21 protein-coding genes and 1 pseudogene are annotated in these 24,294 nt (G+C 71.1%); 10 read left to right on the plus strand and 12 right to left on the minus strand.

Features of this window, described 5'->3' with window-relative positions:
- The first annotated feature begins 10 nt into the window (after positions 1-10).
- Both OG589_RS03930 and OG589_RS03935 read left to right on the plus strand, forming a co-directional pair.
- Positions 11-412 (plus strand): ankyrin repeat domain-containing protein, encoded by a 402-nt coding sequence (locus OG589_RS03930; protein ID WP_405146236.1) that lies wholly within the window; start codon positions 11-13, stop codon positions 410-412.
- Positions 413-512: 100 nt separating this feature from the next.
- Positions 513-1,475, plus strand: coding sequence for a 4-epi-cubebol synthase (locus OG589_RS03935; RefSeq protein ID WP_405146238.1), 963 nt, complete (start codon positions 513-515; stop codon positions 1,473-1,475).
- Positions 1,476-1,528: 53 nt separating this feature from the next.
- Here OG589_RS03935 and OG589_RS03940 read toward each other — a convergent pair whose 3' ends face one another.
- On the minus strand, positions 1,529-3,643 hold the full coding sequence (locus tag OG589_RS03940; RefSeq protein WP_405146240.1) for an ATP-binding protein: 2,115 nt from the start codon (positions 3,641-3,643) through the stop codon (positions 1,529-1,531).
- A gap of 217 nt (positions 3,644-3,860) precedes the next feature.
- Here OG589_RS03940 and OG589_RS03945 point away from each other — a divergent pair, with 217 nt between their 5' ends.
- Positions 3,861-4,034, plus strand: a complete 174-nt coding sequence (locus tag OG589_RS03945) for a hypothetical protein (protein WP_405146242.1) — start codon at positions 3,861-3,863, stop codon at positions 4,032-4,034.
- A gap of 77 nt (positions 4,035-4,111) precedes the next feature.
- Here the strand turns inward: OG589_RS03945 and OG589_RS03950 are convergent, their stop codons facing one another.
- The 3 genes from OG589_RS03950 to OG589_RS03960 form a co-directional block, all read right to left on the minus strand.
- On the minus strand, positions 4,112-5,347 hold the full coding sequence (locus tag OG589_RS03950) for a hypothetical protein (RefSeq protein ID WP_405146244.1): 1,236 nt from the start codon (positions 5,345-5,347) through the stop codon (positions 4,112-4,114).
- Positions 5,348-5,742: 395 nt separating this feature from the next.
- Positions 5,743-6,612 (minus strand): ABC transporter permease, encoded by an 870-nt coding sequence (locus tag OG589_RS03955; RefSeq protein ID WP_405146246.1) that lies wholly within the window; start codon positions 6,610-6,612, stop codon positions 5,743-5,745.
- Positions 6,609-9,212 (minus strand): alpha/beta fold hydrolase, encoded by a 2,604-nt coding sequence (locus OG589_RS03960; protein ID WP_405146248.1) that lies wholly within the window; start codon positions 9,210-9,212, stop codon positions 6,609-6,611. Before OG589_RS03960 ends, OG589_RS03955 begins: the two co-directional genes overlap by 4 nt.
- 120 nt (positions 9,213-9,332) lie before the next feature.
- On the opposite strand from OG589_RS03960, the gene OG589_RS03965 reads away from it, so the two are divergent.
- Positions 9,333-10,496 (plus strand): hypothetical protein, encoded by a 1,164-nt coding sequence (locus tag OG589_RS03965; protein ID WP_405146250.1) that lies wholly within the window; start codon positions 9,333-9,335, stop codon positions 10,494-10,496.
- 20 nt (positions 10,497-10,516) lie between these two features.
- Here OG589_RS03965 and OG589_RS03970 read toward each other — a convergent pair whose 3' ends face one another.
- Positions 10,517-11,626 carry a copper resistance D family protein gene (locus OG589_RS03970; RefSeq protein ID WP_405146252.1) on the minus strand — a complete coding sequence of 370 codons (1,110 nt, stop codon included), beginning with the start codon at positions 11,624-11,626 and terminating at the stop codon, positions 10,517-10,519.
- Positions 11,623-12,165, minus strand: coding sequence for a copper resistance CopC family protein (locus tag OG589_RS03975; RefSeq protein ID WP_405146254.1), 543 nt, complete (start codon positions 12,163-12,165; stop codon positions 11,623-11,625). Before OG589_RS03975 ends, OG589_RS03970 begins: the two co-directional genes overlap by 4 nt.
- A gap of 163 nt (positions 12,166-12,328) precedes the next feature.
- Between OG589_RS03975 and OG589_RS03980 the strand changes: the two genes are divergently transcribed.
- Positions 12,329-13,099 (plus strand): class I SAM-dependent methyltransferase, encoded by a 771-nt coding sequence (locus tag OG589_RS03980; protein WP_405146255.1) that lies wholly within the window; start codon positions 12,329-12,331, stop codon positions 13,097-13,099.
- 113 nt (positions 13,100-13,212) lie between these two features.
- Positions 13,213-14,499: an MFS transporter gene (locus OG589_RS03985; protein WP_405146257.1), complete on the plus strand. Its 1,287-nt coding sequence runs from the start codon at positions 13,213-13,215 to the stop codon at positions 14,497-14,499.
- A 106-nt stretch (positions 14,500-14,605) separates the two neighbouring features.
- Here OG589_RS03985 and OG589_RS03990 read toward each other — a convergent pair.
- The 6 genes and pseudogenes from OG589_RS03990 to OG589_RS04015 form a co-directional block, all read right to left on the minus strand.
- Positions 14,606-15,223: pseudogene (locus OG589_RS03990) on the minus strand (erythromycin esterase family protein); the annotation flags it as partial.
- 164 nt (positions 15,224-15,387) lie between these two features.
- Positions 15,388-16,062 carry a cupin domain-containing protein gene (locus OG589_RS03995; protein ID WP_405146259.1) on the minus strand — a complete coding sequence of 225 codons (675 nt, stop codon included), beginning with the start codon at positions 16,060-16,062 and terminating at the stop codon, positions 15,388-15,390.
- Entirely contained in the window at positions 16,059-16,922 is an 864-nt protein-coding gene (locus tag OG589_RS04000; RefSeq protein WP_405146260.1) for a PmoA family protein, read from the minus strand. The genes OG589_RS03995 and OG589_RS04000 overlap by 4 nt, the downstream gene beginning before the upstream one ends.
- The gene (locus OG589_RS04005; protein WP_405146262.1) at positions 16,919-17,959 is read right to left on the minus strand and encodes a Gfo/Idh/MocA family protein; all 1,041 of its coding nucleotides are present in this window, start codon (positions 17,957-17,959) and stop codon (positions 16,919-16,921) included. The genes OG589_RS04000 and OG589_RS04005 overlap by 4 nt, the downstream gene beginning before the upstream one ends.
- Positions 17,956-18,228, minus strand: a complete 273-nt coding sequence (locus OG589_RS04010) for a hypothetical protein (RefSeq protein WP_405146264.1) — start codon at positions 18,226-18,228, stop codon at positions 17,956-17,958. Before OG589_RS04010 ends, OG589_RS04005 begins: the two co-directional genes overlap by 4 nt.
- A 128-nt stretch (positions 18,229-18,356) precedes the next feature.
- Positions 18,357-19,373, minus strand: coding sequence for a LacI family DNA-binding transcriptional regulator (locus OG589_RS04015; RefSeq protein ID WP_405146265.1), 1,017 nt, complete (start codon positions 19,371-19,373; stop codon positions 18,357-18,359).
- A 247-nt stretch (positions 19,374-19,620) separates the two neighbouring features.
- Here OG589_RS04015 and OG589_RS04020 point away from each other — a divergent pair, with 247 nt between their 5' ends.
- The 4 genes from OG589_RS04020 to OG589_RS04035 all read left to right on the plus strand — a co-directional run bounded on the left by OG589_RS04020 (position 19,621) and on the right by OG589_RS04035 (position 24,273).
- Complete coding sequence (locus tag OG589_RS04020) at positions 19,621-20,913, plus strand: extracellular solute-binding protein (RefSeq protein WP_405146267.1); 1,293 nt, start codon at positions 19,621-19,623, stop codon at positions 20,911-20,913.
- Between the two features lie 126 nt (positions 20,914-21,039).
- Positions 21,040-21,972 (plus strand): carbohydrate ABC transporter permease, encoded by a 933-nt coding sequence (locus OG589_RS04025; protein WP_405146269.1) that lies wholly within the window; start codon positions 21,040-21,042, stop codon positions 21,970-21,972.
- On the plus strand, positions 21,969-22,844 hold the full coding sequence (locus OG589_RS04030) for a carbohydrate ABC transporter permease (RefSeq protein WP_405146271.1): 876 nt from the start codon (positions 21,969-21,971) through the stop codon (positions 22,842-22,844). Before OG589_RS04025 ends, OG589_RS04030 begins: the two co-directional genes overlap by 4 nt.
- Before the next feature lie 55 nt (positions 22,845-22,899).
- On the plus strand, positions 22,900-24,273 hold the full coding sequence (locus OG589_RS04035; protein ID WP_405146272.1) for a glycoside hydrolase family 5 protein: 1,374 nt from the start codon (positions 22,900-22,902) through the stop codon (positions 24,271-24,273).
- The last annotated feature ends 21 nt before the right edge of the window (positions 24,274-24,294 follow it).

Genomic DNA, 24,294 nt, shown 5'->3' on the forward strand with positions numbered 1-24,294 from the left:
GCGGTGCACAATGGAGGGCGTGCGGGAAGACGCGGAGGTCGAGGAGCTCGCCACCCGGCTGTTCCAGCTGGCCAGGGCGGGGCGCACCGAGCAGCTGTGCGCCTATGTCGACGCGGGGGTGCCGTCGAACCTCACCAACGACAAGGGTGACACGCTGCTGATGCTGGCCGCCTACCACGGCCACGCCGAGACGGTGCGGGCGCTGGCGTCGCGGGGGGCCGATCCCGGGCGCGTCAACGACCGCGGGCAGACCCCGCTCGCGGGCGCGGTCTTCAAGAAGGAGCCCGAGGTGGTGCGGGCACTGCTCGACGCCGGGGCCGACCCCGCCGCGGGCACGCCCTCCGCGGTCGACACCGCCCAGATGTTCGGACACGCCGAATTCCTGAAATGGTTCGAGCACAAACTTAAATAGCACCCGCAATCGGGGATGTTGCGTTGTAGTTATACGGAGGTTTTGTTGCCATGATGTGGAGATGGCTGATTTAGCGCCGTCCAGGCTTCTTCTTCCTCCTTTGTCGTGTCCGTTCCCCAGCCTTATCAGCCCGTACGCCGACCAGGTCAACGAGGAGACCTTCTCCTGGCTGGTCGCCAGCCACATGATCGACGACCCGGCGGAGCTGGACCGCTACCGCGAGGCCTGCTACGGCAGGCTGGGCGCCCGCACCTACCCCTACGCGGGCAACGACATGCTCCGGCTGGTCACCGACTGGTGCGTGTGGCTGTTCGCCTTCGACGACGCGTTCTGCGAGTCCGACCGCCGGGCCGCCGAGATCGCCCGCGCGCTGCCGCAGCTGCTCGCCGTGCTCGACGACCTCGACCCCGCGGACGCCGCGTACGTGGAGAACCCGTTCGCGCGCGCGATGCTCGACATCAAGGCCCGCGTCAGTGCGGCGGCGGACGCCGACCAGCTCGACCGCTGGCGGTCGGTCACCAAGGACTACCTGTTCGCCCAGGTGTGGGAGGCGGCCAACCGCGAGGACGCCGTGGTCCCGACCTATGGTGACTACATCTTCATGCGGCGCAGGACCGGAGCCATGCTGACGGTCTTCGCGCTGATCGACGTCGCCACCGGGCGTCCGCTGACCCCCGGCGAGTGGCGCCACCCGGACGTACGGGCGATCACCGAGAGCGCCAACGACGTGGTGGTGTGGGACAACGACCTCCTCTCGTATCCCAAGGAGCGCACGGGGGTGAACTCCGGCAACAACCTCGTCAGCGTGCTGGCCAGGCATCGGCACCGGTCGATCCAGCACGCGATGAACCAGATCGGCAGGATGCGCGACGACGCGGTCCAGCGGATGGTGGACCTGCGCTCGGCGCTCGAAGGGCTCAACTCCGAGGCCGTGGCGGCGTACATCAGGGGCCTGGAGCACTGGATCAGCGGCAGCATCGCCTACTCGCTGACGAGCAGCAGGTACACCAGAGCCTGGCAGGGCGCGTCGGCGCAGCGTGTCATGCGCCACCAGGGCGGCTGACCCGGCGCCCCCCGGTCACCTGGCCGGACCGGCCCCGGCCAGGGGCCGCCCGGCTAGGCGACGGGCGCGTCGCTCGGGTCGATCTCGCCCATGGCGTAGCTGACGGCCTCCTCGAAGCTCATCTTGGAGCCCTGCTGGTAGACGTCGAGGTAGGAATCCTCCCCCAGAACGCGCTTGCACTCCTTGACGCACTGCTCGTGCTCGGTGCTGAAGAACGGCGAGCCGAACTGCGGCAGCCCGAAGAGCTGCCAGTTGGCCTGCGCCGCGCCGAGGATGCGCGCCGCCCGCGCGGGGTCGCCCTTGTCGACGGCGAGCTGGGACAGCGTCTCCATCGCCAGCACGGCGCCCAGCACGTCGTGGAAGTGACGCTTGATCCGCAGGGACTCCTGCGCGCTCAGCACGGCGTCGTCGGTGCGGCCGGTCATGCGCTCGATGTCGGACGTCGCCCAGACGGCGTAGGAGCGCAGCCAGAGCTCCCCGCGCTCGGCGCACAGCTGGCGGCAGTCGCGGAGCAGCGACTCGGCCTCGGTCAGCTCGTCCTGCTGGGTGAGCACGACCGCGAGCTCGACGATCGCGGGCAGCAGCCCAGGGTTCAGCTCGCGCCCGCTGCGGTGGAACTCGATCGCCACGCCGAGCAGGGCCGTCGCCTTGTGCAGGTCGCCCTGGAGGAAGGCGGCGGTGCCCTGCATCTTGGTCGCCAGGATCACCGCGATCGAGTCGCCCACGCGGACCGCGTCGGTGGCGCACTTCTCGGCCGCGTCCAGCGCGCCCTCGGTGTCGCCCTGGGCGCTGCGGACGTACGCGAGCACCCACAGCGCCTTGCAGCGCTCCTTGCTCGGCTGGGGGCAGTTGTGCAGGGCCCGCTCCAGGTAGAGGCGGCCTTCGCGGGCGAATCCGCAGGCGACCCACATGAACCACAGCGAGGACAGCAGCTCGAGGCCCGTGCGCGCCTCGCGGGGGTCGTGGAGGCAGTAGTCGAGCGCCGCGCGGATGTTGTCGTGCTCCTGGCGCATGCGGCCGAACCAGTAGACCTGCCGCGGCCCCGACCAGGCGTGCTCACCCCGCTCGGCGAGCTGGAGGTAGTAGTCGCGGTGGCGGCGCCGGACCCACTCGGTCTCCTCCAGCTTGTCCAGCCACTCCTTGCCGTAGCCGCGCAGGGTGTCGATGAGCCGGTAGCGCACGCCGGCGCGCTCGTTGCCGCTCAGCAGGATGGACTTCTCCACCAGGCCGGTGATGAGCTCCATGACGTTCTCGGCGGGGAGGTTCTCGCTGGCGCAGACATAGCGGGCGGCCTCCAGCTCGAAGTCGCCCGAGAAGATCGACAGGCGGGCCCACAGCAGCCGCTCGGCGGGCTCGCAGAGCTCGTGGCTCCACCCGATGGCCGCGCGCAGGGTCTGGTGGCGGGGCAACGCCGTGCGGCTCGCGCCCGCGAGCAGGCTGAAGCGGTCGGTCAGCAGCGCCAGGATCTGCTCCACCGACAGCGCCCGCAGGCGGACGGAGGCGAGCTCGATCGCCAGCGGGATGCCGTCGAGCCGCCGGCACAGCTCGGAGACCGCCGTGATGTTGTCCTCGTCCACCGAGAAGGAGGGGACGACGGCGGACGCGCGCTCGGCGAAGAGCTGGACGGACTCGTTGACGAACGGGCTCTCCACGTCGTCGTCGCCCGGCACCTGCAGGGGCGCGATGGGGATCGACTGCTCGCCCTGCACGCCGAGGGACTGCCTGCTGGTCGCCAGCACCCGCACGCGCTCGGCGCTGCGCAGGAGCTGGTCGACGAGCTCGGCGCACGCCCCGCGCAGGTGCTCGCACGAGTCGATCACAAGGAGGGCGTCGCGCCGGCCCAGCCACTCTGTGAGGGCCTCGGCCTCGGGCCTCGCCGACTGGTCGGCGATGCCGAGCGCCGCGCTGACGGCGTGCTGGACCATGGTGGGATCTTGCAGCCGGGACAGGTCGACGTACCAGACGCCGTCGGGGAACTGCGAGCCGACCTGGTGGGCGACGCGCAGGGCGGTGCGGGACTTGCCGACCCCGCCGATGCCCGTCACGGTGACCAGGCGGGAGCCGTGGAGGCGCTGCCTGATGGTCGCGAGCAGCCGGTCTCTACCGACGAAGCTGGTGAGCTCCGCGGGGAGATTTCCCTCTCTGCGCCATCCTGCCGGCGTTGCCATGGGCCGCCTCACGGGGGTCGTTCCGGCGTGCTACCTGCCTCCGCATCGTACCTGTGCGGGGCGTTACCTGTCCCTGTGCCGCCGATGTACGCCTGAGATGTGGGCTCCTGGGGTGACTGCTCCGGGGACCACACCTGACATCACTTTTGAGGGGTAACAGGGGAGATCTTGGTGCGTGGAATGATCGGCCGCCCCGGCGGCCACGTAGCATTGTGCCGTGACTGTGCGAGAGCCGGATGACCTGCGTCCGGTGGACCTCTCCGACGAGGGGCTGCCGGTTCTGCCCGACCAGACGAGCGACGACACCGACACGGGCTGGGGCGAGTGGCGCTCCCCGTCCGACGACGACGTGTCCTGGCTGCTGGAGGAGCGCCCCCCGCACTGGGACTGAGGTGAGGGGGAGCGGCGTTTCGGCCCGGAGACGGACATCCGCCTCCGGGCCGCACCTTCCACCTTGGGCCCCGGCGGTCAGGCGCCGGCCATGCCCGCCGAGGGAGTGGAGCCGTTCACCGTGAGCACCCGCTCCGGTCGCTCGGCCCCCTCGGGCCCGTCCGGCACCACGATCGCCGGGAACGTGCCGGTGTCGACGATGCCGTGCTCGTTGTACGCGATCTCGATCAGCGCGTGGGCCCGGGGTTCGAGCTTCCACAGCGCGCGGTACTCGCGGGCGGTGACCAGCGAGATGCCGGTCTCCCTGGCGATGTCGGCGGCGCGCGGGACGAACTTGCGGTCGATCTGCTTGTCCCAGTACGCGCGGGCCGCGCGCATCAGGGCCGCCCGCTGCGCGGTGTCCACCACGGCCGGGGCCGGGTCGACCATCTCGGCGTCCTCGTCGTCGTCGGCGATGTAGGCCGCGACGGGGGAGGAGGCCACGGGCAGCGCGTGCGGCCTCGGCGGCTCCTCGGGCTCGGGACCCCACGGCACCGGCGGGCGCAGGTCGATCAGGGCGCTGGTGTTGTACAGCGCGCCGATCTGCGACAGCAGCGCCTCCTGGCGGTCGCTGTCGACCGCGAGCCCGGTGTGCTCGACGGCCTGGTCCATCATGCGGTCGAGCCTGCCGAGCGCCGCGCGCATCTTGCGGTCGGAGGCGCCCGCCTCGCGGAGCGCGCGGGCGCGCTTGGCGGCCAGGGCCACGCGGGTGAGCCTGCGGTGGGCGTCCACCTCGCTGGCGGTGCGGTCGCTCACCTCGGCGAGCCCGAGCCGGACCATGGCGCGCTCGGGCGTCAGCCGCCACTTGATGCGGGAACGCCCGGTGATGCGGTGGCGCTCGATCGCCATGCCACGCTCCCACAGCCACGCGGCGACCAGCGGGGCGGCGAGTCGGAAGATCGCCTCGGCGAGGCTGCGGGCGTCCAGGCTGGACAGCACCGCGGACAGGCTCGTGAGCGCCCACACGGCCATGCCGTCGATGCCGGCGGAGTAGTTCTCCCGCATGTTGCGGCGGGCCCGCACGGCGCTGGTGATCACGGCGACTTCGATGAAGGCGAAGAGCAGAAACCTCAGCGGCCCGTCGAAGCCGAGCACGTCGCCGGAGAAGCGCCACATGCCCTGCGCCGACACCCCGGTGGCGATGCTGGCCGCGACGATGGTGAGGATGTCCTCCGCCGGGCGGTTCGCGGCGAACCGGCGGAAGGCCTGGGCCGCCGCACAGTAGGCGGCGCGAAGGGCGAAGTACGCAAGGACAAGCAGCACCAGGGCGGACACGCAGATGATGGCCGTTTCAACCCGGTGTTCGGAGGTGAAAGTCGTTATCTGATCGAAGGGGGGCATCAGTCTCTGTCCGTCATTCTCGATGTCCGACAGGATTACCGAGAGGATCATTCCAGAATATCGCCGAACATGTTTGCGGAAACGGACATTCGTCTCCCGAAAGTCACCTTGCGCACCCGCCCCAGGGGTACGAATACCCGGCGTTCCCGTTCGCGGGCGGAGGGGCGTCCTGCCCACCCGTCTGGGCTTGCCGGGTATTAAGCGATAAATGCTCTTTTAGGGCTTTTGGGGGATTTGTCGGGCTAGCTGGTCGGCGGGTCGCTGAGAGGCGTTGGGTTGTTAAGAGGCGCTGGGTCGCTGAGTGACGGACGTCCGTGCGGCGGGAGTGGTCAGGAGACGACGTCCTTGCGGCGGAAGCGGCGGAAGGCCAGCGCCGCGAGGACCACGGCGTAGGTCACCGACAGGGACGCCCCCTTGATCATGCCGCTCCAGTCGAGCTGGGGCACCAGGGCATCCAGCCAGGCCGTGCTCCAGAAGGTCGGCAGGAACTCGCGCACCACCCCCAGCGCCTCCACCGCCTGGAGGATGTTGCTCACGATGACGAGCCCCACCGCCCCGCCGACCGCCCCCAGCGGCGAGTCGGTGCTCACCGAGAGCAGGAACGCCAGCGCCGCGACCACGAGCTGGTTCACCAGGGCGTACCCGATGACGATGCCGAACCGGGGCAGCACCGTGGTGGCCGCGATCGTCTCACCGGTGCCTGGCAGGCGGATGTCGTTCCAGCCGAAGGCGACGGTGCCCGCCAGCAGCGCCATGATCGGCAGCGCGACCACCGCCGCCGCCGAGTACCCGAGGGAGACGGTCAGCTTCTGCCGCAGCAGCCGGTCGCGAGGCACCGGGGCGGCCAGCAGGTAGCGGAGCGACGACCAGCTCGCCTCGCTCGCCACGGTGTCCCCGCAGAACAGCGCCACGGCGACCACCAGCAGCAGCGTGGCCGACACCGAGAGCGTGAACGCGGCGAAGTTGAGGCCGCCCTGCGTGGCGAGGTCGGAGAGCCTGAGGGAGTTCTGCTGTGTGGGCGCGGGGCCCAGGGAGAACGCCACCACGAGGATCCACGGCAGCGCCAGCAGCAGGCCGAACATCACCAGCGTGCGGCGCCGCTTGAACTGCCTGACGACCTCCACCCGCAACGGCAGCGTGCGCCCCGGCGCGTACGCGGTGCTCGCCCCGCTGGGCGCGTTCGTCTGTACGGAGGTCATGCTCTGTCCCCGATCAGGTCCAGGAAGACGTCTTCGAGACGCCCCTTCGAGCCGTTGGACGGAACCGCGCCGCCGAGCAGGGCGCTGACCGGGCCCGCCGTCACCAGGCGGCCCCGGTGCATCACGACCACGTGGTCGCAGGTCTGCTCCACCTCGGCCAGCATGTGGCTCGACACGATCACCGTGCGGCCGGTCGCGGCGTAGCGGATCAGTACCTTGCGCATCTCGGCGATCTGCGGCGGGTCGAGGCCGTTGGTGGGCTCGTCCAGGACGAGCAGGTCGGGCAGGCCGAGCATGGCCTGGGCGATGGCGAGGCGCTGGCGCATGCCCTGGGAGTAGGTGCGCACCGCCCGGTCGAGGGCGGAGCCGAGGGCGGCGATCTCCAGCGCCTCGTCCATGTGGGCGTCGTCCCCCGGACGGCCGGTCGCCCGCCAGTACAGGTCGAGGTTCTCCCTGCCGGTCAGGTGGGGCAGGAACCCCGGGCCCTCCACGAACGACCCGAGCCGCGACAGGACCGGCGCGCCCGGCGTCACCCGGTGCCCGAAGATGCGGATCTCGCCCGCGTCGGGATGGATCAGGCCCATAAGCATGCGCATCGTCGTCGTCTTGCCCGCGCCGTTCGGCCCGAGCAGGCCGAGGACCTGGCCCTGCTCGACGCGGAACGACAGGTCGTCCACGGCGAGCTCGCCGTTGCGGTACTTCTTGGCCAGGCCGGTGATCTGCAGCGGCACCCCGGCCAGCTCGGGGTCGGGCTCACCGGCCCGCCGGCCGCGCCCGAGAAGCAGCAGGACGGCGGCCAGGGCGAGCGCGGCGAGCGGGAGCGCCCAGACCCACCAGGCGAGGCCGGCGGCGACGGCGGTCAGCGACGCGTCCGTCGGCACGGTCAGGGTCTGCGAGGCCAGCCCGACGCGGTGCACCGCAGGAGCCGAGGGAGAGGCGTACCCCATGTCGGTGGTGCTCAGCACGACCCGCAGCCGGTGCCCCACGTCGAACCGGTAGTCGATCGCCGGAAGCGTGACCGACACGGGTGTGCCGGCCTGGGTGGCGGTGACCCGCAGCGGGGCGACCAGGCCCTGCGGCAGCGCGGGACGCTGCCCGCCGACGTCGTAGAGCTTGGCGAACAGGGTGACCTCGCCCTCGCCGTGCACCCGGACCTTCACCACGGGGGCGCCGGTCACCTCCAGGGGCGCGGTGAGCGGCGCGGACTCGAAGACGGCGCTCTGCCCCGGCATGTCGATCGAGAGACCGGCCCCGCCGAGGTTGCCCAGCAGCCCGCCCACGCCCGGCACCGTGGAGATCGAGGCGGGGGAGCCGCCCGGCGGGCTGGCCACCTGCTGGTCGGGGCCCGCGATCTGGACCGGCGACTGCGCGGTGCCGGACAGCCCGGGATAGCGCCCGGTGCCGGCGTGGACCAGGACGGGGCGGCGCGTGCCCGGGTCGCGCCCGCCGTCGCGGGTGACGGTGAAGGCGTCCCCGAGGGGCGTGCCGTCCTTCTTGAGCCAGTGGCCGAACCAGCCGATCGTGCGGTCGGCCACCCAGTCGGGCTCGGCGTCGCCGCCGTCGTGGCCTCCATCGAACCAGGCGACCTCCACGGGGGCGCCGGTGGCGGCGATGGCCCTGGCGTTGGCGTCGGCGTGGCCGAGCGGGAACAGCGAGTCGTGCTTGCCCTGGATCAGCAGGGACGGCACGCGGATCTTCCCGGGCACCGAGACCGGGCTCGACCTGCGGAGAGTCTCGACGGCGCCGGGGGTGGCGCGGCCGGTCTCCGCGACCTGCTGGTACATCTGGCAGATCTCCGGCAGGAACCGCCCGCACTGCACCTCCCGCGCCTGCTCGGCGGGATCGGGCGAGCCGGTCGCGGGCCGTCCATCGGCGGGCGTGCCCGTGCCGTCCCGCGAGCCTGTGCCTCCCGGGGCGCCGGTGAGGCCGCCGAGGCCCCCGGCCCCCGGCGCGAGGGGGGAGTCGACGGCCCTGCTGAAGAACAGCCCGGCCCACATGCGCTTGAACACGCCCTTCCCGGGACCCTCGCCCGTGGCGTCGGGGAAGAGCGCGTCCGCCAGGTCGTACCAGGTGATCTGCGGGACGATCGCGTCGATGCGGGCGTCGTAGGCGGCGGCCATCAGGGTGATCGCCCCGCCGTACGAGCCTCCGGCCATGCCGAGGCGGGGGTCGCCCGCGGAGTCGAGCTGCACCTCCGGGCGCCGGGCGACCCAGTCGATCAGCTGCTTGACGTCCTTGACCTCGTAGTCCGGGGAGTTCAGCGCGATCTGCCCCGTGGAGGCGCCGAAGCCGCGCGCCGACCAGGTCAGCACGGCGTATCCCGCCTGCGCCAGCCGTACGGCCTCCTCGCGCACGCTCTGCTTGCTGCCGCCGAACCCGTGGGCGAGGAGCACCGCGGGGGCCTTCCCGCCCCCGGCCGGGGGGAAGAACGTGGTGTCCAGCGTCACGCGCTGGTCGTCACGCGGGCCGTCGACGACCGGGATCCGCTGGTCGAACCCCTTCACCGGCGGGGGCGAGGGCCACAGGGCCCACACCGCCGCGCCGAGCACCAGTAGCGTCGCAACGATCAACGCCGCCGGCCGCCTCCCCGCAAGCTTCATGCCGAGAGCCTACTGATCGCCGCTGAGAGATCGCTGAGACGCCTCGCCCGAGGTGAATGCGGGTTATCTCGGGGAAGTCCCCGATTGCGGAGCATGTCGAGGACCGGCATCATTCATCGCGTGAAGGCAGGCGCGGCTATCAAGGACAAGGCCACTCGCTGGGTCGAGTGGGCCCTCCCCTATTGGACCAGGGGAGAGGCGGGCAGGGAGACCCCGCCGGACCTCTTCCGCTTCCTCTATCTCAGTTGGATCGCGGCGTTCGTGCTGAAGGTCTTCGGTGCCTCCTGGGACGTCTCCTGGCACTTCAAGTGGCTGCGCGACGACCTCGCGCCTCCGCACCTGCTCAACAGCGCGGGCACGGCCATCGTGGTCGCCCTGATGATCGTGCACAGCTACACCGGCTACGGAGTGGACCGCACGGCGCAGCGGCTGATCCAGTGGGGCACCGGGGCGTTCCTGATCGCGGTGCCGATCGACCTGATCAACCACAGGGTGAACGGCGTCGACATCACCTCGTGGAGCCCCTCCCACATGCTGCTCTACATCGGCACGGCGTTCATGATCGCCGGAGTCATCCGCGGGTGGTACCTCTACGCCCCCGAGGGCAGGCTGCGCCCGATCCTCCTCGGGGCGTTCTTCGTCTTCTTCCTGGAGAACACGCTCTTCCCGAGCGAGCACCAGGAGTACGGCGTGCTTGAGCTGGCGTCCTGGGATCGCGGGCCCGAGCACGTGTACGCCGAGCCGAGCCTGCTGGAGTTCGCCGCCAAGCAGATGGGCCGCCCGATGGACCGTGGCATGGTCGAGAAGTTCTCGCTGCCCGTCCCCGACTGGGTGTATCCCCTTTGGTTCGGCATCGCGGCGGTGCTCGTGCTCGTCCTGGCGCGCAGGCTCGTCGGCCGCAGGTGGACCGCCACGGCGGTGGCCGCCGTGTACGTCGGCTTCCGCGCCGCCATCTGGCCGCTGCTCGTCGTCTTCCATTTCCCGCCGTCGGCCGTGCCGTTCTTCCTGGTCGCCGCCGCCTTAGGCGTGGACCTGGCGTTCATGATCCGGCTTCCGGTCGCCCGGGCGGCGCTGGGTGCCGTGCTGGTCACGGCGGCGATCTACGGCGGCCTCGCCGTGCAGGACCGCCTGCTGGAGGCCCCGCCCTTCATGCTCGCCTCGTGGCCGGTCGCGGCCGTCGTGCTCGGCGCGGCGTGGTTCGGCGTCGAGTGGTACGGCCGCAGGCGCTCGGGCGAGTCCAAGACTTCAGGCCCCCTCCCGATGAGCGCCCCCGCCACCCCGTAGCCGACTCCCTCGCGCCCCGGTCAGGCGACCGGGGCGCGGGTCAGGGCGACGGCGACACCGTACGCCACGGCCATCACGCCGACTTCGAGCGCCGCCCAGGCGGCGAACGCCGTGGCCCGCCGCTGTGCGATGCCCGGAAGCAGCCGCCAGCGGATGTGGGCCCCGAGCGCCGCGGCCGCGCACACCAGGATGATCTTGGCGACCACGAGCTGCCCGTAGTGGGTGGTGAACAGCGACCAGGGCAGCCGCGTCGTCGGTGACAGCCCCAGCTCGACCAGCCCGTTGAACAGCCCCGAGAGCGCCACCACGACCAGCGCGAGGGTGGCCAGCCGCGAGAACCTCGGAAGGGCGCGGGCCAGCAGGTCGCGGTCCCTCGTCAGGAGCACGGCCAGCGCCACGAGGCCGCCGGTCCACGCCGACGCCCCGACGACGTGCAGCTCCATCGAGACCATGCTGAGGTCGTGCCAGTACCAGTTCGAGGCGTGGCCGCTGACCGGCAGCGGCAGCAGGCCGAACACGGCGACGACGACGCGCAGCTCCGCGGGCACCTTCTCCCCGAAACGCACGGCGAGCAGCCCGAAGCACGTGTAGATGAGGGCGCACGCGGCGCTGATCACCAGTCCCTGGCCCGAGCCGATCACGCTGACGTACCCGGCGGGGTCGGGCATCCGGCCGGGGGTGACCTCCGCGGCGCTGAGCACCATGGCCACCAGCGCCGCGACGGCCCACCCGAACGCCGCGAGCACCGCCCAGTTCCGGGCCCTGCTGAGGATCGGCTCGGTACGCTCTGGGTCGTCGAAGCCGAGGAACCTGGGCAGCAGGCTGAGCCCGACGACCGCGAGGGCGCACAGGTCGAGGATCAGGCGGACGACCGGCAGGCCGTACTCGACGACCGGCCCGGGAACCGCGATCCCCGGGACGGCCTCCGGGGAGGTCCACCAACTGGCCACCACCACAGCCAGAAGCGCCGCCCCCGCACCTCCCCAGACCACCGGCCACCGCACCACCCCACCCGCCACGAACGAGCCGGCGGACGGCCGGATGGGAGGTTCGGCGGACGGCTCGGCGGTGGACGGCTCGGTGGGAGGTGCCACCCTGTCTGTGCCGCGGATGTCGCCCTTGGCGCTCACGCGCCCTGTCCCTTCGCCTGGCGGCCCTGGCGGGCGACAACGAGGATGCCGAGGCCGGAGAGCAGGAGCGCGACGACCAGCAGCCCCCAGACCCAGCCTCCGCCGCTCGCCGGGGGAACCGCCGAGGTGGACAGGTCCTTCGCGGCAGGCGCGGGGACGGGTGCGGGGGCCGGCGCGGCGCCGCCCGCGACGGTGAAGCCGACCTTCCCGCTGACGGGGTGGCCGTCGTTGGAGACGATCTGGTAGCCGACGACGTAGTCCCCGGTCGCGGCCGTGGCAGGAAGCGTGGCCGTCACCTCGTTGTCCACGACCTCCACCTGGGCCTTGGAGACCGCGCCGTCCGGGCCGGTCAGCGCCACCTGGGCGAAGTCGGCCCTGACCGGCTGGTCGAAGGTCAGCGTCACCCGGCCGGGCACCGAGGCGAGCCTGGCGCCGTCCTTCGGATCGCTGCCCGTCAGCACGTTGTGCGCCTGGGCGGGCGCGACGGCCACGGCCAGCGCCGCGCAGGCCACCACGAGGACCGTAAGGAATCGCCTCACCGGGACATGACCTTTCCTTCGCGTTCATCGGACGCAGCCATGGTGCCACCTATACGCGCATATAGCCTCCCCGGCCAGGCACCAAGCAGCCCCGGCGCACCTTGGGCGGGCACTGGACAGGTACGGGCGTGGGTGATGAGGGCCTGGTCGTAGGCTTGGCGGCGTGGAACCTGGACTGTTGTTCGACGGTGCCGCCGCGCACTACAGCAGATACCGCCACGGGTACGGCGACGAGGTGATCGGTCACATCGCGCGCGAGCTGGCCCTTGGCAAGCGGTCCCGGGTGCTCGACCTCGGCTCCGGTCCCGGCACGCTCGCGATCCCCCTGTCCCGGTTCGCCGGCACGATCGTGGCCGTCGATCCGAGCGACGACATGCTGGCCGAGGGGGCACGCCACTCGCCCGCCAACGTCAGGTGGGTGAAGGGCGATTCCAGCCGCCTGACGTCCCTGCCGCTCGGCCGCGTCGACCACACCGTCATGGGGCGGTCGTTTCACTGGATGGACCGGGCGCGGGTGCTCGCCGACCTGGACACCATGCTTCCGCCCGAAGGGGCCGTCGTGCTCGTCGGGCCGGGCCGCGATCCGGTCGATCCGCCCTGGGAGCCCGTGGCGCAGGCCGTGCGGCAGAGCTTCGGCGTGGAGTGGCGAGCCAGCACGGACTCCTACCAGAAGTCCGGACGCCACCATCCGGAGTTGCTGGCCGATTCCACCTTCCGCCGCCTGTCGTTCGCCTCGTTCCGCCGTACGGCACGCCGCGACGCCGAGGCCGTGATCGGGCTCCAGCTCTCGTACTCCTACTCCACGCCCGCCCGTCTCGGCGACCGGCTGCCGGAGTTCGTCGAGGCGCTCGGCCAGGCGCTGGCGGAGGCGCATCCGAGCGGCGTCTGGGAGGAGGAGATCGTCACCGAGGTGGTCATAGCCCGCAGACCCTGAACAGGCCGCGACCCGCTGGGGCATTGGAGTCGTGCCGGTCGGAAGTGGGCCCTTTCTCCCTGGGGGCGCTGCCACTACGATCCCAGCACGTCTCATTACCTGGAGCCACGCTGGTGAGTGCTGTCCCCCCGGTCACGCCGCGCCCTGACGTCCCCCTCGCCCTCGCCGAGCCCGTACGGCGGGTGGGCCCCCGCTGGATCACGTTCATCTCGCTGGCGAACCTCGCCCTGTGGATGGCCTACTTCGGTCCGCTGCAGGTGCTGCTGCCCCAGCAGATCGCGGCCGCGGACCCTCTGGGCAAGGAGGCCGCCCTCGCCTGGGTGACCGGCATCGGCGCCGCCGTGGCCATGGTCCTCAACCCGGTGGCCGGAGCCCTGTCCGACCGTACGGCCGGGCGCTTCGGCAGGCGCCACCCTTGGACGCTGGCGGGCGCGGTCGCGGGCGGCCTCGGCCTGGTCTTCCTCGCGTTCCAGGGCACGGTCGCGGGCGTGGCGATCGGGTGGTGCCTCGCGCAGGCCGGGCTCAACGCCATGCAGGCCTCGCTCACGGCGGGCGTGCCCGACCACGTGCCGGTGAGCCAGCGCGGTCAGGTGTCCGGGTGGATCGGCATCCCGCAGACGCTGGGGGTGGTGCTGGCGGTCGTGCTCGTGACGATGGTCGCCACGACCACCAGGTCGGGATATCTGCTGATCGGCGCGCTGGTGCCGCTGTGCGTGCTCCCGTTCGTGCTCAGCACTCCGGACGCGCGGCTGCCCGCCGGGCATCGGGCCCCGTTCGACGCCAGGGAGTTCCTGCGCGGCTTCTGGATCAGCCCGCGCCGGCACCCGGACTTCGCCTGGGCCTGGCTGACGCGGTTCCTGATGCAGCTCGGCAACGCCGTCGCCCTGCTCTACCTGCTCTACTTCCTCACCGACGCCGTCCACTACGAGCGGCGGTTCCCCGGTCAGAAGGCCGAGGACGGCCTGCTCGTGCTCATCCTGATCTACACGGCCGCGGTCGTGCTCACCACGGTGGTCAGCGGGGTCGTCTCCGACCGCCTGGGCCGCCGCAGGACCTTCGTCACGGTGTCGGGTTTCATCAGCGCGGTGCCCGCGGTGATCATGGCCTTCTGGCCCGAGTGGACGATGGTCATGGTGGCCGCGGTGATCATGGGCGTCGGCTTCGGCATCTACCTCTCGGTGGACAACGCCCTGGTCACCCAGGTGCTCCCGGCCGCGGCCGGCCGGGCGAAGGACCTCGGGGTCATCAACATCGCCAACTCCGGCCCGCAGGTGCTCGGCCCGGTGATCGCGGGCCCGATCGTCGCGAGCCTCGGCGGCTATCCCGTGCTCTATCTCACCTCGGCCGTGCTGGCGCTGCTCGGCGCGAGCCTCGTATGGAAGATCCGTTCCGTCCCCTGACGGCCGCGTAAGCCGCGCATCCGGGCCGTGACGGCGCCCGGCTACGAGATCTGCTCATCTTCACCGGCACCCGGTTGACGTCCCAGCCCTCGTAGTGGATGCCGCGTCACACGGCGAAGGGGTAGGTCTCGGGGGCCTCTCCCGCCTCCCAGCCGGCGGTGCGCTCCAGGGGTTCGACCGCGTGCGTCTCGTCGATGTGGATCACCGCGTCGAACTGCTCCGACACGCGGGCGTGGAAGTAGTGGCTCCGCCGCTCGGTCCGCGGCCGGTAGATCACGCCGATCGCCCGTTCCAGGCGGGCCCTGCGCAGCGCCTCGGCGGCCCGTGGCGCGACGCCGAGGGAGATCATGAACTCCTTCCTCCCGGCCTCGTGGTTGAGCTCCTCGATCGACTCAGGGAGCGCCGGTCGTACCCGCTTGCGCTCGGCGGGGCCGCCCCAGTCGTCGGCCGCCGTCACCGTGCCCGTGTAGGTGGTGAAGCCGATCAGACGGCACTCGCGCGGATACCGCTCGCGGACGAGCTGTCCGATGGTGACCTCCCCGCGCGACGCGGCCTCGGTCATGCGGGCGTCGCCGACGTGGGAGTTGTGCGCCCACACGACGATCTTCGCCGGGCGGCCCTGCCTGCGGCCGAGGTGGTCGGCCAGCGCCTCCAGGGTCTGGGCCATGTGGCCGTCGCGGAGGTTCCAGGACGAGGCCCGCCCGCCGAACATCGTGCGGTAGTACTCCTCCGCCGCCCCGAGCGAGCCCGAGGACGAGGAGGCCGGGACGGCCTTGGTGGTGCCGCAGGAGGCCCGCCAGGACGCGGCCGGCGTCCCGCCTGTCCTGGAAAACGCGGTTGGACATGGCTACCGCCTTAGACCCCTGTCTGTCCATTGTTGGAGCCCGGTCAGCCGTCGAGCAGGTAGGTGTCGAGCCTGCCGCACATGCCCAGCCTGGCCTCGGGGAACGACGTCATGATCCGGGCCTCCCTGAGGTGGTCCGCGTCCCCCTCGCGCAGCGCCTGGAGGTGGACGCCGGTGACCTCGGCGGCCTGGAGGGCCCCCTCCCTCCACCGCTTCTCGAAGGCGTCCAGCTTGCCCGAGACGATGCGCGCCGCCTCGCGGTGGAACGCCGCGAGGGCGTCGCGCCCGTGCTCGCGCAGCTCCAGGAAGCCCTCGATCGCCACGTCACGGCGGCGCCGCGCGTCCTTCGGCCCGGTGATCGCGGAGATCTCGCCGTACATGGCCGGGTCGGCCAGCACGGCGGGCGGGAAGGTGAAGACCGCGTCCCCGGCCTCGGGCAGGCCGCTGTTCTGCATGACGACCACGATCCTCAGCCGCCCGTCGTCGTTGACCAGCCGGTGTACGGTCCCGGGGGTGAACCACACGACGGCCCCGGGCTCCAGCGGCGTCTCGGTGTACCCGTCCCAGGTCAGCGTCTGCACCGCCCCGGTGCCCTCGACCACGATGTAGGCCTCCGAGCAGAGCAGGTGCATGTGCGGGGAGCCGCCGCAGACGCCGTCGGCCGAGGCCCAGTCGTAGACCCGCAGCCCCGACACGCCGACGCCCCCGGGGAAGCTCATGGACGTCCCTCCAGCGGGTGGGCGAGCACGTACGCCGAAAGCCGGTCGCGGTCCCAGGCGCCGTCCGCGACCACCACGCGGTAGCGGTGGCGCGCCGTCCCGCCGGGGGGCAGCTCGACCTCCTCGAAGAACGCCAGCGAGGGGTTCACGGCGGCGAAGGGGGTGGTGCGCACGAACCAGGTGGTGCCCGGCTCGGCGAGGAAGAGCAGGGTCGAGGCGCGGTCCACCTCGTCGTGCTCGCCGGTGTAGGCGAGCCAGGACGCGGTGCGCCCCATCATCTCGGGGCCGCCCTGCCCGTCCGCCGCGATCACCCGGCCGTCGGTGAAGGACCTCGGGCCCCGCCAGAACAGCCCGCTGTACCCGGCCATGGGCCTGCCCTCGGTGGTCGGGCTGCCGAAGCGCAGCGGCTCCCCGCGCACGTTGGTGATCGAGGTCGAGAAGTCGAGCGCCCAGGAGCCGTCCTCGACGTCCCGCACGGCCAGCTCCCGCTCCTCGTCCACCCAGTGCTCTCCCGCCTGCGTGTGCCAGGTCAGGCGCTCGCGGCCGGGGGAGGTGAACTCCTCATGGCGCATGGTGCCGACGTTCGGCAGGTCGGCGTAGCCCCGCCGCTCGCGCACGTAGCTGCCGCCGCCCCAGAAGTTCTGGCCCGACAGATGGGAGACCGTCATCTGCAGGCCCTTGTGCCAGCGGTGGTCGTGCGGCCGGTAGGCGGTGACGACGTCGCCCGCGAGCGTGCGCAACGGGTGGAAGTACGGCTTGGACCCCTCGAAGGCGGGCATCTCGGGCCGGTAGACGTACCGCATCAGCTCGACGCCGCCCGCCTCGGCGACCAGCTCGGCACCGGTGTCCTTGAGGATCACAGGCTCACCCCGCCGTCGAGGCGGTGGTAGAAGGGGTTCTCGACGGTCAGCTCCGACCGCCGTACGGGCCGGCCGGTGAACGCCGAGGCGTACAGACCGGTGACGAGCTCCAGCGCCTGCCGGCCCTCCGCGCCGCTCATGGGCGGCCGTTCGCCCCGCTCGTAGGCGTCCAGCAGGGCGGAGAGCTGGGCGGCGTGGGAGCTGGGCACGTCGTCCGGTGGGTTCCACAGAGCCGGGGGAGTGCACGTCCAGTTGTGGTTGCCGTATCCGTACAGGTGCCTGAGCTCCACGGTCGCCTCGGCGAAGTCGAAGCGCAGGTAGCTCTCCTCGCGGCGGGAGAGCACGCTGTTGACCACCGAGGCCATGGCGCCGCTCTCGAACCTGACCGACGCCATGGACACGTCCTCGGTCTCCACAGGACGGTCGATCCGGCGTGCCATGGCGCGGATCTCCTCCCAGTCGCCGAGCACCGACAGCATCAGGTCCATCTGGTGGATGCCGTGCCCCATCGTCGGGCCGCCGCCCTCGGTCTCCCACGTGCCGCGCCAGGGCACCGAGTAGTACCTGCTGTCGCGGTGCCACGCCGTGACGCACAGGGCGACCATCGGGCGCCCGAGCTCACCGCTCTCGGCCAGGCGGCGCAGATGGCGGGCCCCCGAGCCGAAGCGGTGCTGGAAGACCACGGCGGCGAAGGTGCCGCGCTCCGCCGCCGTGATCCGATCGTGTTCCGCCAGTGACAGGCACGGCGGTTTCTCACACCACACCCACGTCCCGGCGCGCAGGCACTCCACGACCTGGCGCGCGTGGACGTACGGCGGTGTGCAGACGTGGACGAGGTCCGGCCGCTCGCGGGCCAGCATCTCGCCGAGGTCGGTGTACGCCTCGGGGATGCCGTGCTCGGCGCAGAACGACTTGGCCCGCGAGCCGTCGACGTCGACGGCGGCCACGACCTCGGCCCGGTGGCGCTCCCCCGCGAGGGCGGGCAGGTGGCACGCGCCCGCTATGCCGCCCGTGCCGACGATGGCGACGCGGATCATCCGGCGTGCCCCCCGCCGCCGAGGACGATGGTGGTCAGCGAGCGCGGGGCCAGATCGGCCCGCAGCCGTCCTCCCCGCCCGTGGGCGGCGGCGACGGGCGTCACCGAGTGGGTCGCGTCGGTGAGGTAGGCGGTGGCGCGGCCGTCGCCTCCGGTGAGCAGGTCGGTCGTGACGGCCGTGGTGCCGGTGTTGAGGATCTCGACCACCTGGCCGCCGTCCGCGTTGCGGAAGACCGTGACCGTGAGCCCGCCGTGCGCTCGTCTGGGCACTCGGATTCCTTCCGAAAGTTTCAGAAGATTTACGAGACTTTTCGCGCCCTGAAACCTAAACGGGTTCGGGGCATACGTCAAGACCTCCCGTTGCAATCGCTGAGGAGGTGCCGAAACTTTCGGATGCGTTAGCGGGAAGGCGGCGGGGCGGTGCTGTCCCTGACCAGCAGGTCGGTCGCCAGCTCGACCCGCCGGGTCTCGGGGGAGTCCCCGCGGGAGATCTCCAGCGCCATGCGGGTCGCCAGCGCGGCCATCTCCTCCAGCGGCTGGCGCACCGTGGTCAGCGGCGGCCACGCCGAGCGCGCGAGCGGCAGGTCGTCGAACCCGACCACGCTCAGGTCGTCGGGGACGCGCAGCCCGGCCCGCCGGGCGGCCTCGAACACGCCGAACGCCTGCATGTCGCTGCCCGCGAAGATGGCCGTGGGCGGCTCGGGCAGCTCAAGGAACGCCTTGCCGTGCACGTGGCCGGAGTCCACCAGGAAGTCGCCGTAGCGGATCAGCTCGGGGTCGACCGTCACCCCGGCGGTCTCCAGCGCCGCGCGGTAGCCGTCGATGCGCGCCCGGCTGCACAGCATCTCGGGCGGCCCGCCGATCATGCCGATGCGGCGGTGGCCGAGCTCCAGCAGGTGGCGGGTGGCCGCCAGCCCGCCGTGCCAGTTGGTCGCCCCGACCGAGGCCACGTCCGCGGCGGGCTCGCCCTCGGGGTCGACGATGACGAAGGGGATGGAACGGGCGAGGAGCTGGCCGTGCTGCCGGCGGGTCAGCCGCGAGGCCACCAGCACCACCCCGTCCGTACGGCGGGCCGCGATGCGGTCGAGCCAGTCGCGGCCGGGCCCGGAGTGGGTGTGCAGGACCGAGACGACCACGGCCGCCTCGGCCTCGCGGGCGGCGGTCTCGGCCCCTCGGATGATCTCCATCGCCCAGGGGCTCTCGATCTCGGCGAAGACCAGGTCGATCAGGCCCACCGGGCCGTCGCCCTGGCCGGTGCGCCGCTTGTAGCCGTGTTCGTGAAGCAGACGCTCGACCCGCCGGCGCGTCTCTGGTGCGACTTCCGGGCGCCCGTTGACGACTTTGGAGACCGTCGGGACCGAAACCCCGGCCTCCTCGGCGATCAGAGCGATCGTGACCCGCCTCTTCGCTGACATGCGACGGAGTGTATCCGAAAGCTTTCGGAATATCCCTCAGTGGGCCCCCCTCGCCGATCCGATCCACCCGCCCGCGCTGCCCTGGGTCTCCCTAACGAGACATGCGCGGCTATTGACGCGTTACGAGCGCTTTACGTACTCTCCGGGTCACGAAACATTCGGGGGAATCAAAGAAAGTTTCAGAGCGCGGGTCTCCCGGCTCTCGCAGCGGGTCCGTAGATAGAGGAAGGGAACCACGGAGATGTCGTTGAGTCGGCGAGGTGTGGTGTTACTGGCGGCGGCCGCGCTCTTTCTCGGGGGGTGCGGCGGCCAGGCGAGCACGGGTGACACGGAGGGCACGGGCAGCGGGTCCTCCTCCGCCGGGAAGGTCACCGTCGAGTGGTGGAACATCTCCACGACGGAACCGCTGAAGTCGTTCTGGGCGCAGAAGGTCAAGGAGTACGAGGCCGCGCACCCGAACGTCACGATCAAGAACGTACCCATCGAGAACGAGGCATTCAAGGCGAAGCTCTCGACGGTCACCCAGTCGGGCAAGACGCCGGACATCTACTCCACCTGGGGCGGCGGCGTGCTCAAGCAGCAGATCGACGCCGGGCTGGTCAAGGACCTCTCGTCCGAGGCGGCCACCTGGATCGCCGACTTCACCCCGGCCGCGATGCAGGCCTACCAGTTCGACCAGAAGACCTACGCGATTCCCAGCGACATCGGCATGGTGGGCTTCTGGTACAACAAGGCGCTGTTCGCCAAGGTGGGCGTCACCACGCCCCCGGCCACGTGGACCGAGTACCTCGACGCCGTCAAGAAGCTCAAGGCCGGCGGGATCACCCCGATCGCCCTGGCGGGCAAGGAGAAGTGGCCCGGCCACTACTACTGGGCCTACCTGGCCATGCGCATCGCCGGGCTCGACGCGCTCAAGCAGGCCGCGATCGACGACGACTTCACCAAGCCCGACTTCGTGGCGGCCGGCACGCGGCTGAAGGAGCTGGTCGACCTCCAGCCGTTCCAGAAGGGCTTCCTCGGCGCCGGGTACTCCACGCCCGACGGCCAGGCCGCGACCATGGGGAACGGCAAGGCCGCCATGGAGCTGATGGGCCAGTGGGCTCCGACCGTCGAGAAGGACTCCGGCAAGGGCCTCGGTGACAACCTCGGGTTCTTCGGCTTCCCCTCGGTCGAGGGCGGCAAGGGCTCGGCGACGGACGCCTTCGGCGGCGGCGGGGGGTACGCGGTGGGCGTCAACGCGCCGCCCGCGGCCGTCGACTTCCTGAAGTTCATCTCCCAGAGCGACATCCACCGCCAGGCGGTGGAGACCGGCGCGCTCCTCCCGGTGCTCAAGGGCGAGGAGGACTCGGTCAAGGACCCGAATCTCGCAGTGGTGGCCAAGGCGCTCGCGGCCGCGACCGGGTTCCAGCTCTACCTCGACCAGGCCTACCCGCCGGCCGTGGGCCAGGAGGTCAACGACAGCGTGGCGGCGCTCATCGCGGGCTCCAAGACCCCCGAGCAGGTCGCGCAGGCCATCACCCAGACGGCCAAGTCCGAGTAGGAGACGACACGGGCGGGCCGGACCGGACAGTCCGGCCCGCCGGCGGAATGGAGTGAGATGACACGTCCGGCGCTGACGGATGTACGACCGGCTGCCACGGCGGGAGCGCCGCGAGGAGCCGGTCCGGTGGCCGCCTGGTCGGCCCGCCGCCGCCGGTTCGGGGGCCTGGTGACGATCACGCTGTTCCTGCTCCCCGCGCTGGTGCTGTTCGGCCTGCTCGTACTCGCGCCGATCGCCGTCGCCATGTACACCAGCGTGTTCAAGTGGAACGGCCTCGGTGGCCTGCCGTCCGACTTCGTCGGGCTCGACAACTTCACCCGGATGTTCGACGACGAGGTGTTCGTCGGGGACCTGTGGCGCGGCCTGGTGCTGATCGTCCTGTCGATCACCGTCCAGCTCCCGCTGGCGCTGGCCATCGCCATGCTGCTCAACCAGAAGATGCGCGGGCGGGCGTTCTACCGGCTGCTGTTCTTCGCCCCTTACGTGCTGTCCGAGGTGATCACCGGGGTCCTGTTCACCATGATCCTTTCCCCGGAGGCGGGCCTGGCCAACCAGATACTGGGCGCCACCGGCCTGGACGTCCTGCAGTCCAGCTGGCTCGCCGAGCCCTCCACCGTCATGATGTCGCTGTTCCTGGTCATGACGTGGAAGTACTTCGGCTTCCACATGATCCTTTACCTCGCGGGCCGGCAGAGCATCCCGAAGGAGCTGGGCGAGGCCGCCGCGATCGACGGCGCCGGGAGCTGGACGCAGTTCCGCTACGTGACCCTGCCGCTGCTCGGGCCGACGATCAGGATCAGCGTCTTCCTCTCCGTCATCGGGGCGATCCAGCTGTTCGACCTGGTGTGGGTGCTCACCAGCGGAGGGCCGATCCACTCCTCCGAGACGATGGCCGTGACGATGTTCCAGTTCGGCTTCAAGCGGTCCCAGGTCGGCTACGCCAGCGCGATCAGCGTCGTGATGTTCCTCATCAGCCTCGTCTTCGCGCTGGCCTACCAGCGGTTCGTCCTGCGCCGCGACACCGAAGGAGCGATCACCACCATGCGAGACCAGCGATGAGCGCGCCCGCCCAGGCGCCCGGGCACGCCCGCCCGCCCGCCCCCCTGCGGCTCTCGTGGCTCAGATCCCTTTCGCTGCACGCGATCGTGCTGGTGCTCGGCGCGTTCATCGTCGTGCCGTTCGTGTTCGGGCTGGTCGGGGGCTTCAAGGACACCAGCCAGCTCTCGACCAACCCCTTCGGGCCGCCCTCGCCGTGGGTGCCGGAGAACTACACCGACGTCATCACCTCGGGCTCGTTCTGGCGCCAGCTGCTCAACAGCACGTTCATCGCGCTGGCGACGACGGCCATCGTGGTCGGCCTGTCGGCCATGGCGGCCTTCGTGTTCGCCCGCTTCGCGTTCAGGGGCAGGGAGTTCCTGTTCACGCTGTTCGCGATCGGGCTGATGTTCCCCTTCGCGGTGGCGATCCTGCCGCTGTTCATCCTGCTGCGGACCCTCGGGCTCCTGGACAACCCGTTCGGGGTGATCCTGCCCCAGGCCGCCTTCGGCCTGCCGGTCACGATCATCATCCTGAGGTCGTTCTTCAGGACGATCCCGCGCGAGGTCGAAGAGGCCGCGACGATCGACGGCTGCACCACCTTCGGATTCTTCTGGCGGATCCTGCTGCCGATGGCACGGCCCGCCCTGGCCACGGTGTCGGTGCTCGCGATCGTGGCGAGCTGGAACAACTTCTTCCTGCCGCTGGTCATCTTCAACGACCCCAACTGGTGGACCATCCCGCTCGGCGTCCAGCAGTTCTACGGCCAGTACTCCTCGGACACGGCGCGCATCCTCGCCTACGTCGTGCTCGCGATGGTGCCCGCCCTGGCGTTCTACGCCGTCGCCGAGCGCCAGCTCATCGGCGGCCTCACGGCGGGAGCGACGAAGGGATGACCTCGCGCCTCTCCCGGTCCATCGAGCTTCACGGCTTCTCACCAAGGAGTGCCGAATGACCCTGCGTGTGTCCGGATCCCGCCTCGTCGCGGCCGACGGAAGCTCCGTGCGGCTGCGGGGGGTGGGCCTCGGCGGCTGGATGAACATGGAGAACTTCATCACCGGCTACCCGGCCAACGAGGCGTCCATGCGCGACGCCGTGCGGAGCGTGCTGGGCCAGGAGCGGCAGGAGCTGTTCTTCGACCGGCTGCTGACCTCCTTCTTCGGCCCCGAGGACGCCGCCCTGCTCGCGGGCATGGGCGCCAACTGCGTGCGCATCCCGGTGAACTACCGGCACCTCGAGTCCGACGACCGGCCGATGGAGATCATCGAGGACGGCTTCCGCCACCTCGACCGCGTCATCGGCCTGCTGGCGGAGCACCGGATCTACAGCGTGATCGACCTGCACGCGCTGCCGGGCGCGCAGAACCAGCACTGGCACTCCGACAACCCCACCCACGTGGCGTCGTTCTGGCAGCACAGGCACTTCCAGGACCGCGCCGTCCACCTGTGGGAGGCGATCGCCGACCACTACAAGGACCACCCCTGGGTGGCGGGGTACAACCCGGTCAACGAGCCGGGCGACGCCGCCGGGCGGGTGATCGGGCCCTTCTACGACCGCCTGGTCAAGGCGCTGCGCGCGGTGGACCCGTCCCACGTGCTCTTCCTGGACGGCAACACCTACTCCACCGACTTCTCGATCTTCCGCGAGGTGTACGAGAACACGGTGTTCGTCTGCCACGACTACGCGCTGGCCGGGTTCGCCCACGGCGGGCCGTACCCGGGGTACACGCGGGGGGAGTGGGTGGACCGGGAGCAACTGGAGCGGGCCTTCGAGAAGCGCACGACCTTCCAGCGCGAGACCGGCACGCCGCTGTGGGTGGGGGAATTCGGCCCGGTCTACACCGGGGACCCGGCCGTGGACGAGCAGCGCTACCGGATACTCGCCGACCAGCTGGAGATCTTCGACGGGTACGAGGCCGGCTGGTCGCTGTGGACGTACAAGGATGTGGGGCTCCAGGGCCTGGTGCACGCCGACCCCGCCGGGCCGTACCTGAGCCGCTTCGGCGACTTCGTGGCCAAGAAGAAGCGGCTCGGGGCCGACCGGTGGGGCTCGACGATGGAGGAGTCGGGCGACGTGCTCACCCCGCTCCACCGGTTCATGGAGGGCGAGTTCCCCCTCTGGGAGCCGTACCCGTGGGGGGCCCGCTACCAGGTGGACGACCTGATCCGGCACATCCTCATCGCGCAGGCGCTCGTGCCCGAGTACGCCTCCCTGTTCGGCGGGCTGGACGACGGTGAGCTGGTCGCGCTGGCCGACTCCTTCGCGCTCGGGAACTGCGTGCGGCGCGGCCCGCTGATCGACCTCCTGACCTCCAACCTGACCTGACCCCTCGCTCGACCTGGCTCA

The sequence above is a fragment of the Sphaerisporangium sp. NBC_01403 genome (assembly GCF_045040145.1).
GTDB lineage: Bacteria > Actinomycetota > Actinomycetes > Streptosporangiales > Streptosporangiaceae > Sphaerisporangium > Sphaerisporangium viridialbum.

What these genes read in the sequence shown, in the direction of transcription:
- OG589_RS03930 (WP_405146236.1), top strand. Translation starts at nt 11, where the DNA reads ATGGAGGGCGTGCGGGAAGACGCGGAGGTCGAGGAGCTCGCCACCCGG.
- OG589_RS03940 (WP_405146240.1), bottom strand. Translation starts at nt 3,643, where the DNA reads ATGGCAACGCCGGCAGGATGGCGCAGAGAGGGAAATCTCCCCGCGGAG.
- OG589_RS03955 (WP_405146246.1), bottom strand. Translation starts at nt 6,612, where the DNA reads ATGACCTCCGTACAGACGAACGCGCCCAGCGGGGCGAGCACCGCGTAC.
- OG589_RS03960 (WP_405146248.1), bottom strand. Translation starts at nt 9,212, where the DNA reads ATGAAGCTTGCGGGGAGGCGGCCGGCGGCGTTGATCGTTGCGACGCTA.
- OG589_RS03995 (WP_405146259.1), bottom strand. Translation starts at nt 16,062, where the DNA reads ATGAGCTTCCCCGGGGGCGTCGGCGTGTCGGGGCTGCGGGTCTACGAC.
- OG589_RS04005 (WP_405146262.1), bottom strand. Translation starts at nt 17,959, where the DNA reads ATGATCCGCGTCGCCATCGTCGGCACGGGCGGCATAGCGGGCGCGTGC.
- OG589_RS04015 (WP_405146265.1), bottom strand. Translation starts at nt 19,373, where the DNA reads ATGTCAGCGAAGAGGCGGGTCACGATCGCTCTGATCGCCGAGGAGGCC.
- OG589_RS04030 (WP_405146271.1), top strand. Translation starts at nt 21,969, where the DNA reads ATGAGCGCGCCCGCCCAGGCGCCCGGGCACGCCCGCCCGCCCGCCCCC.
- OG589_RS04035 (WP_405146272.1), top strand. Translation starts at nt 22,900, where the DNA reads ATGACCCTGCGTGTGTCCGGATCCCGCCTCGTCGCGGCCGACGGAAGC.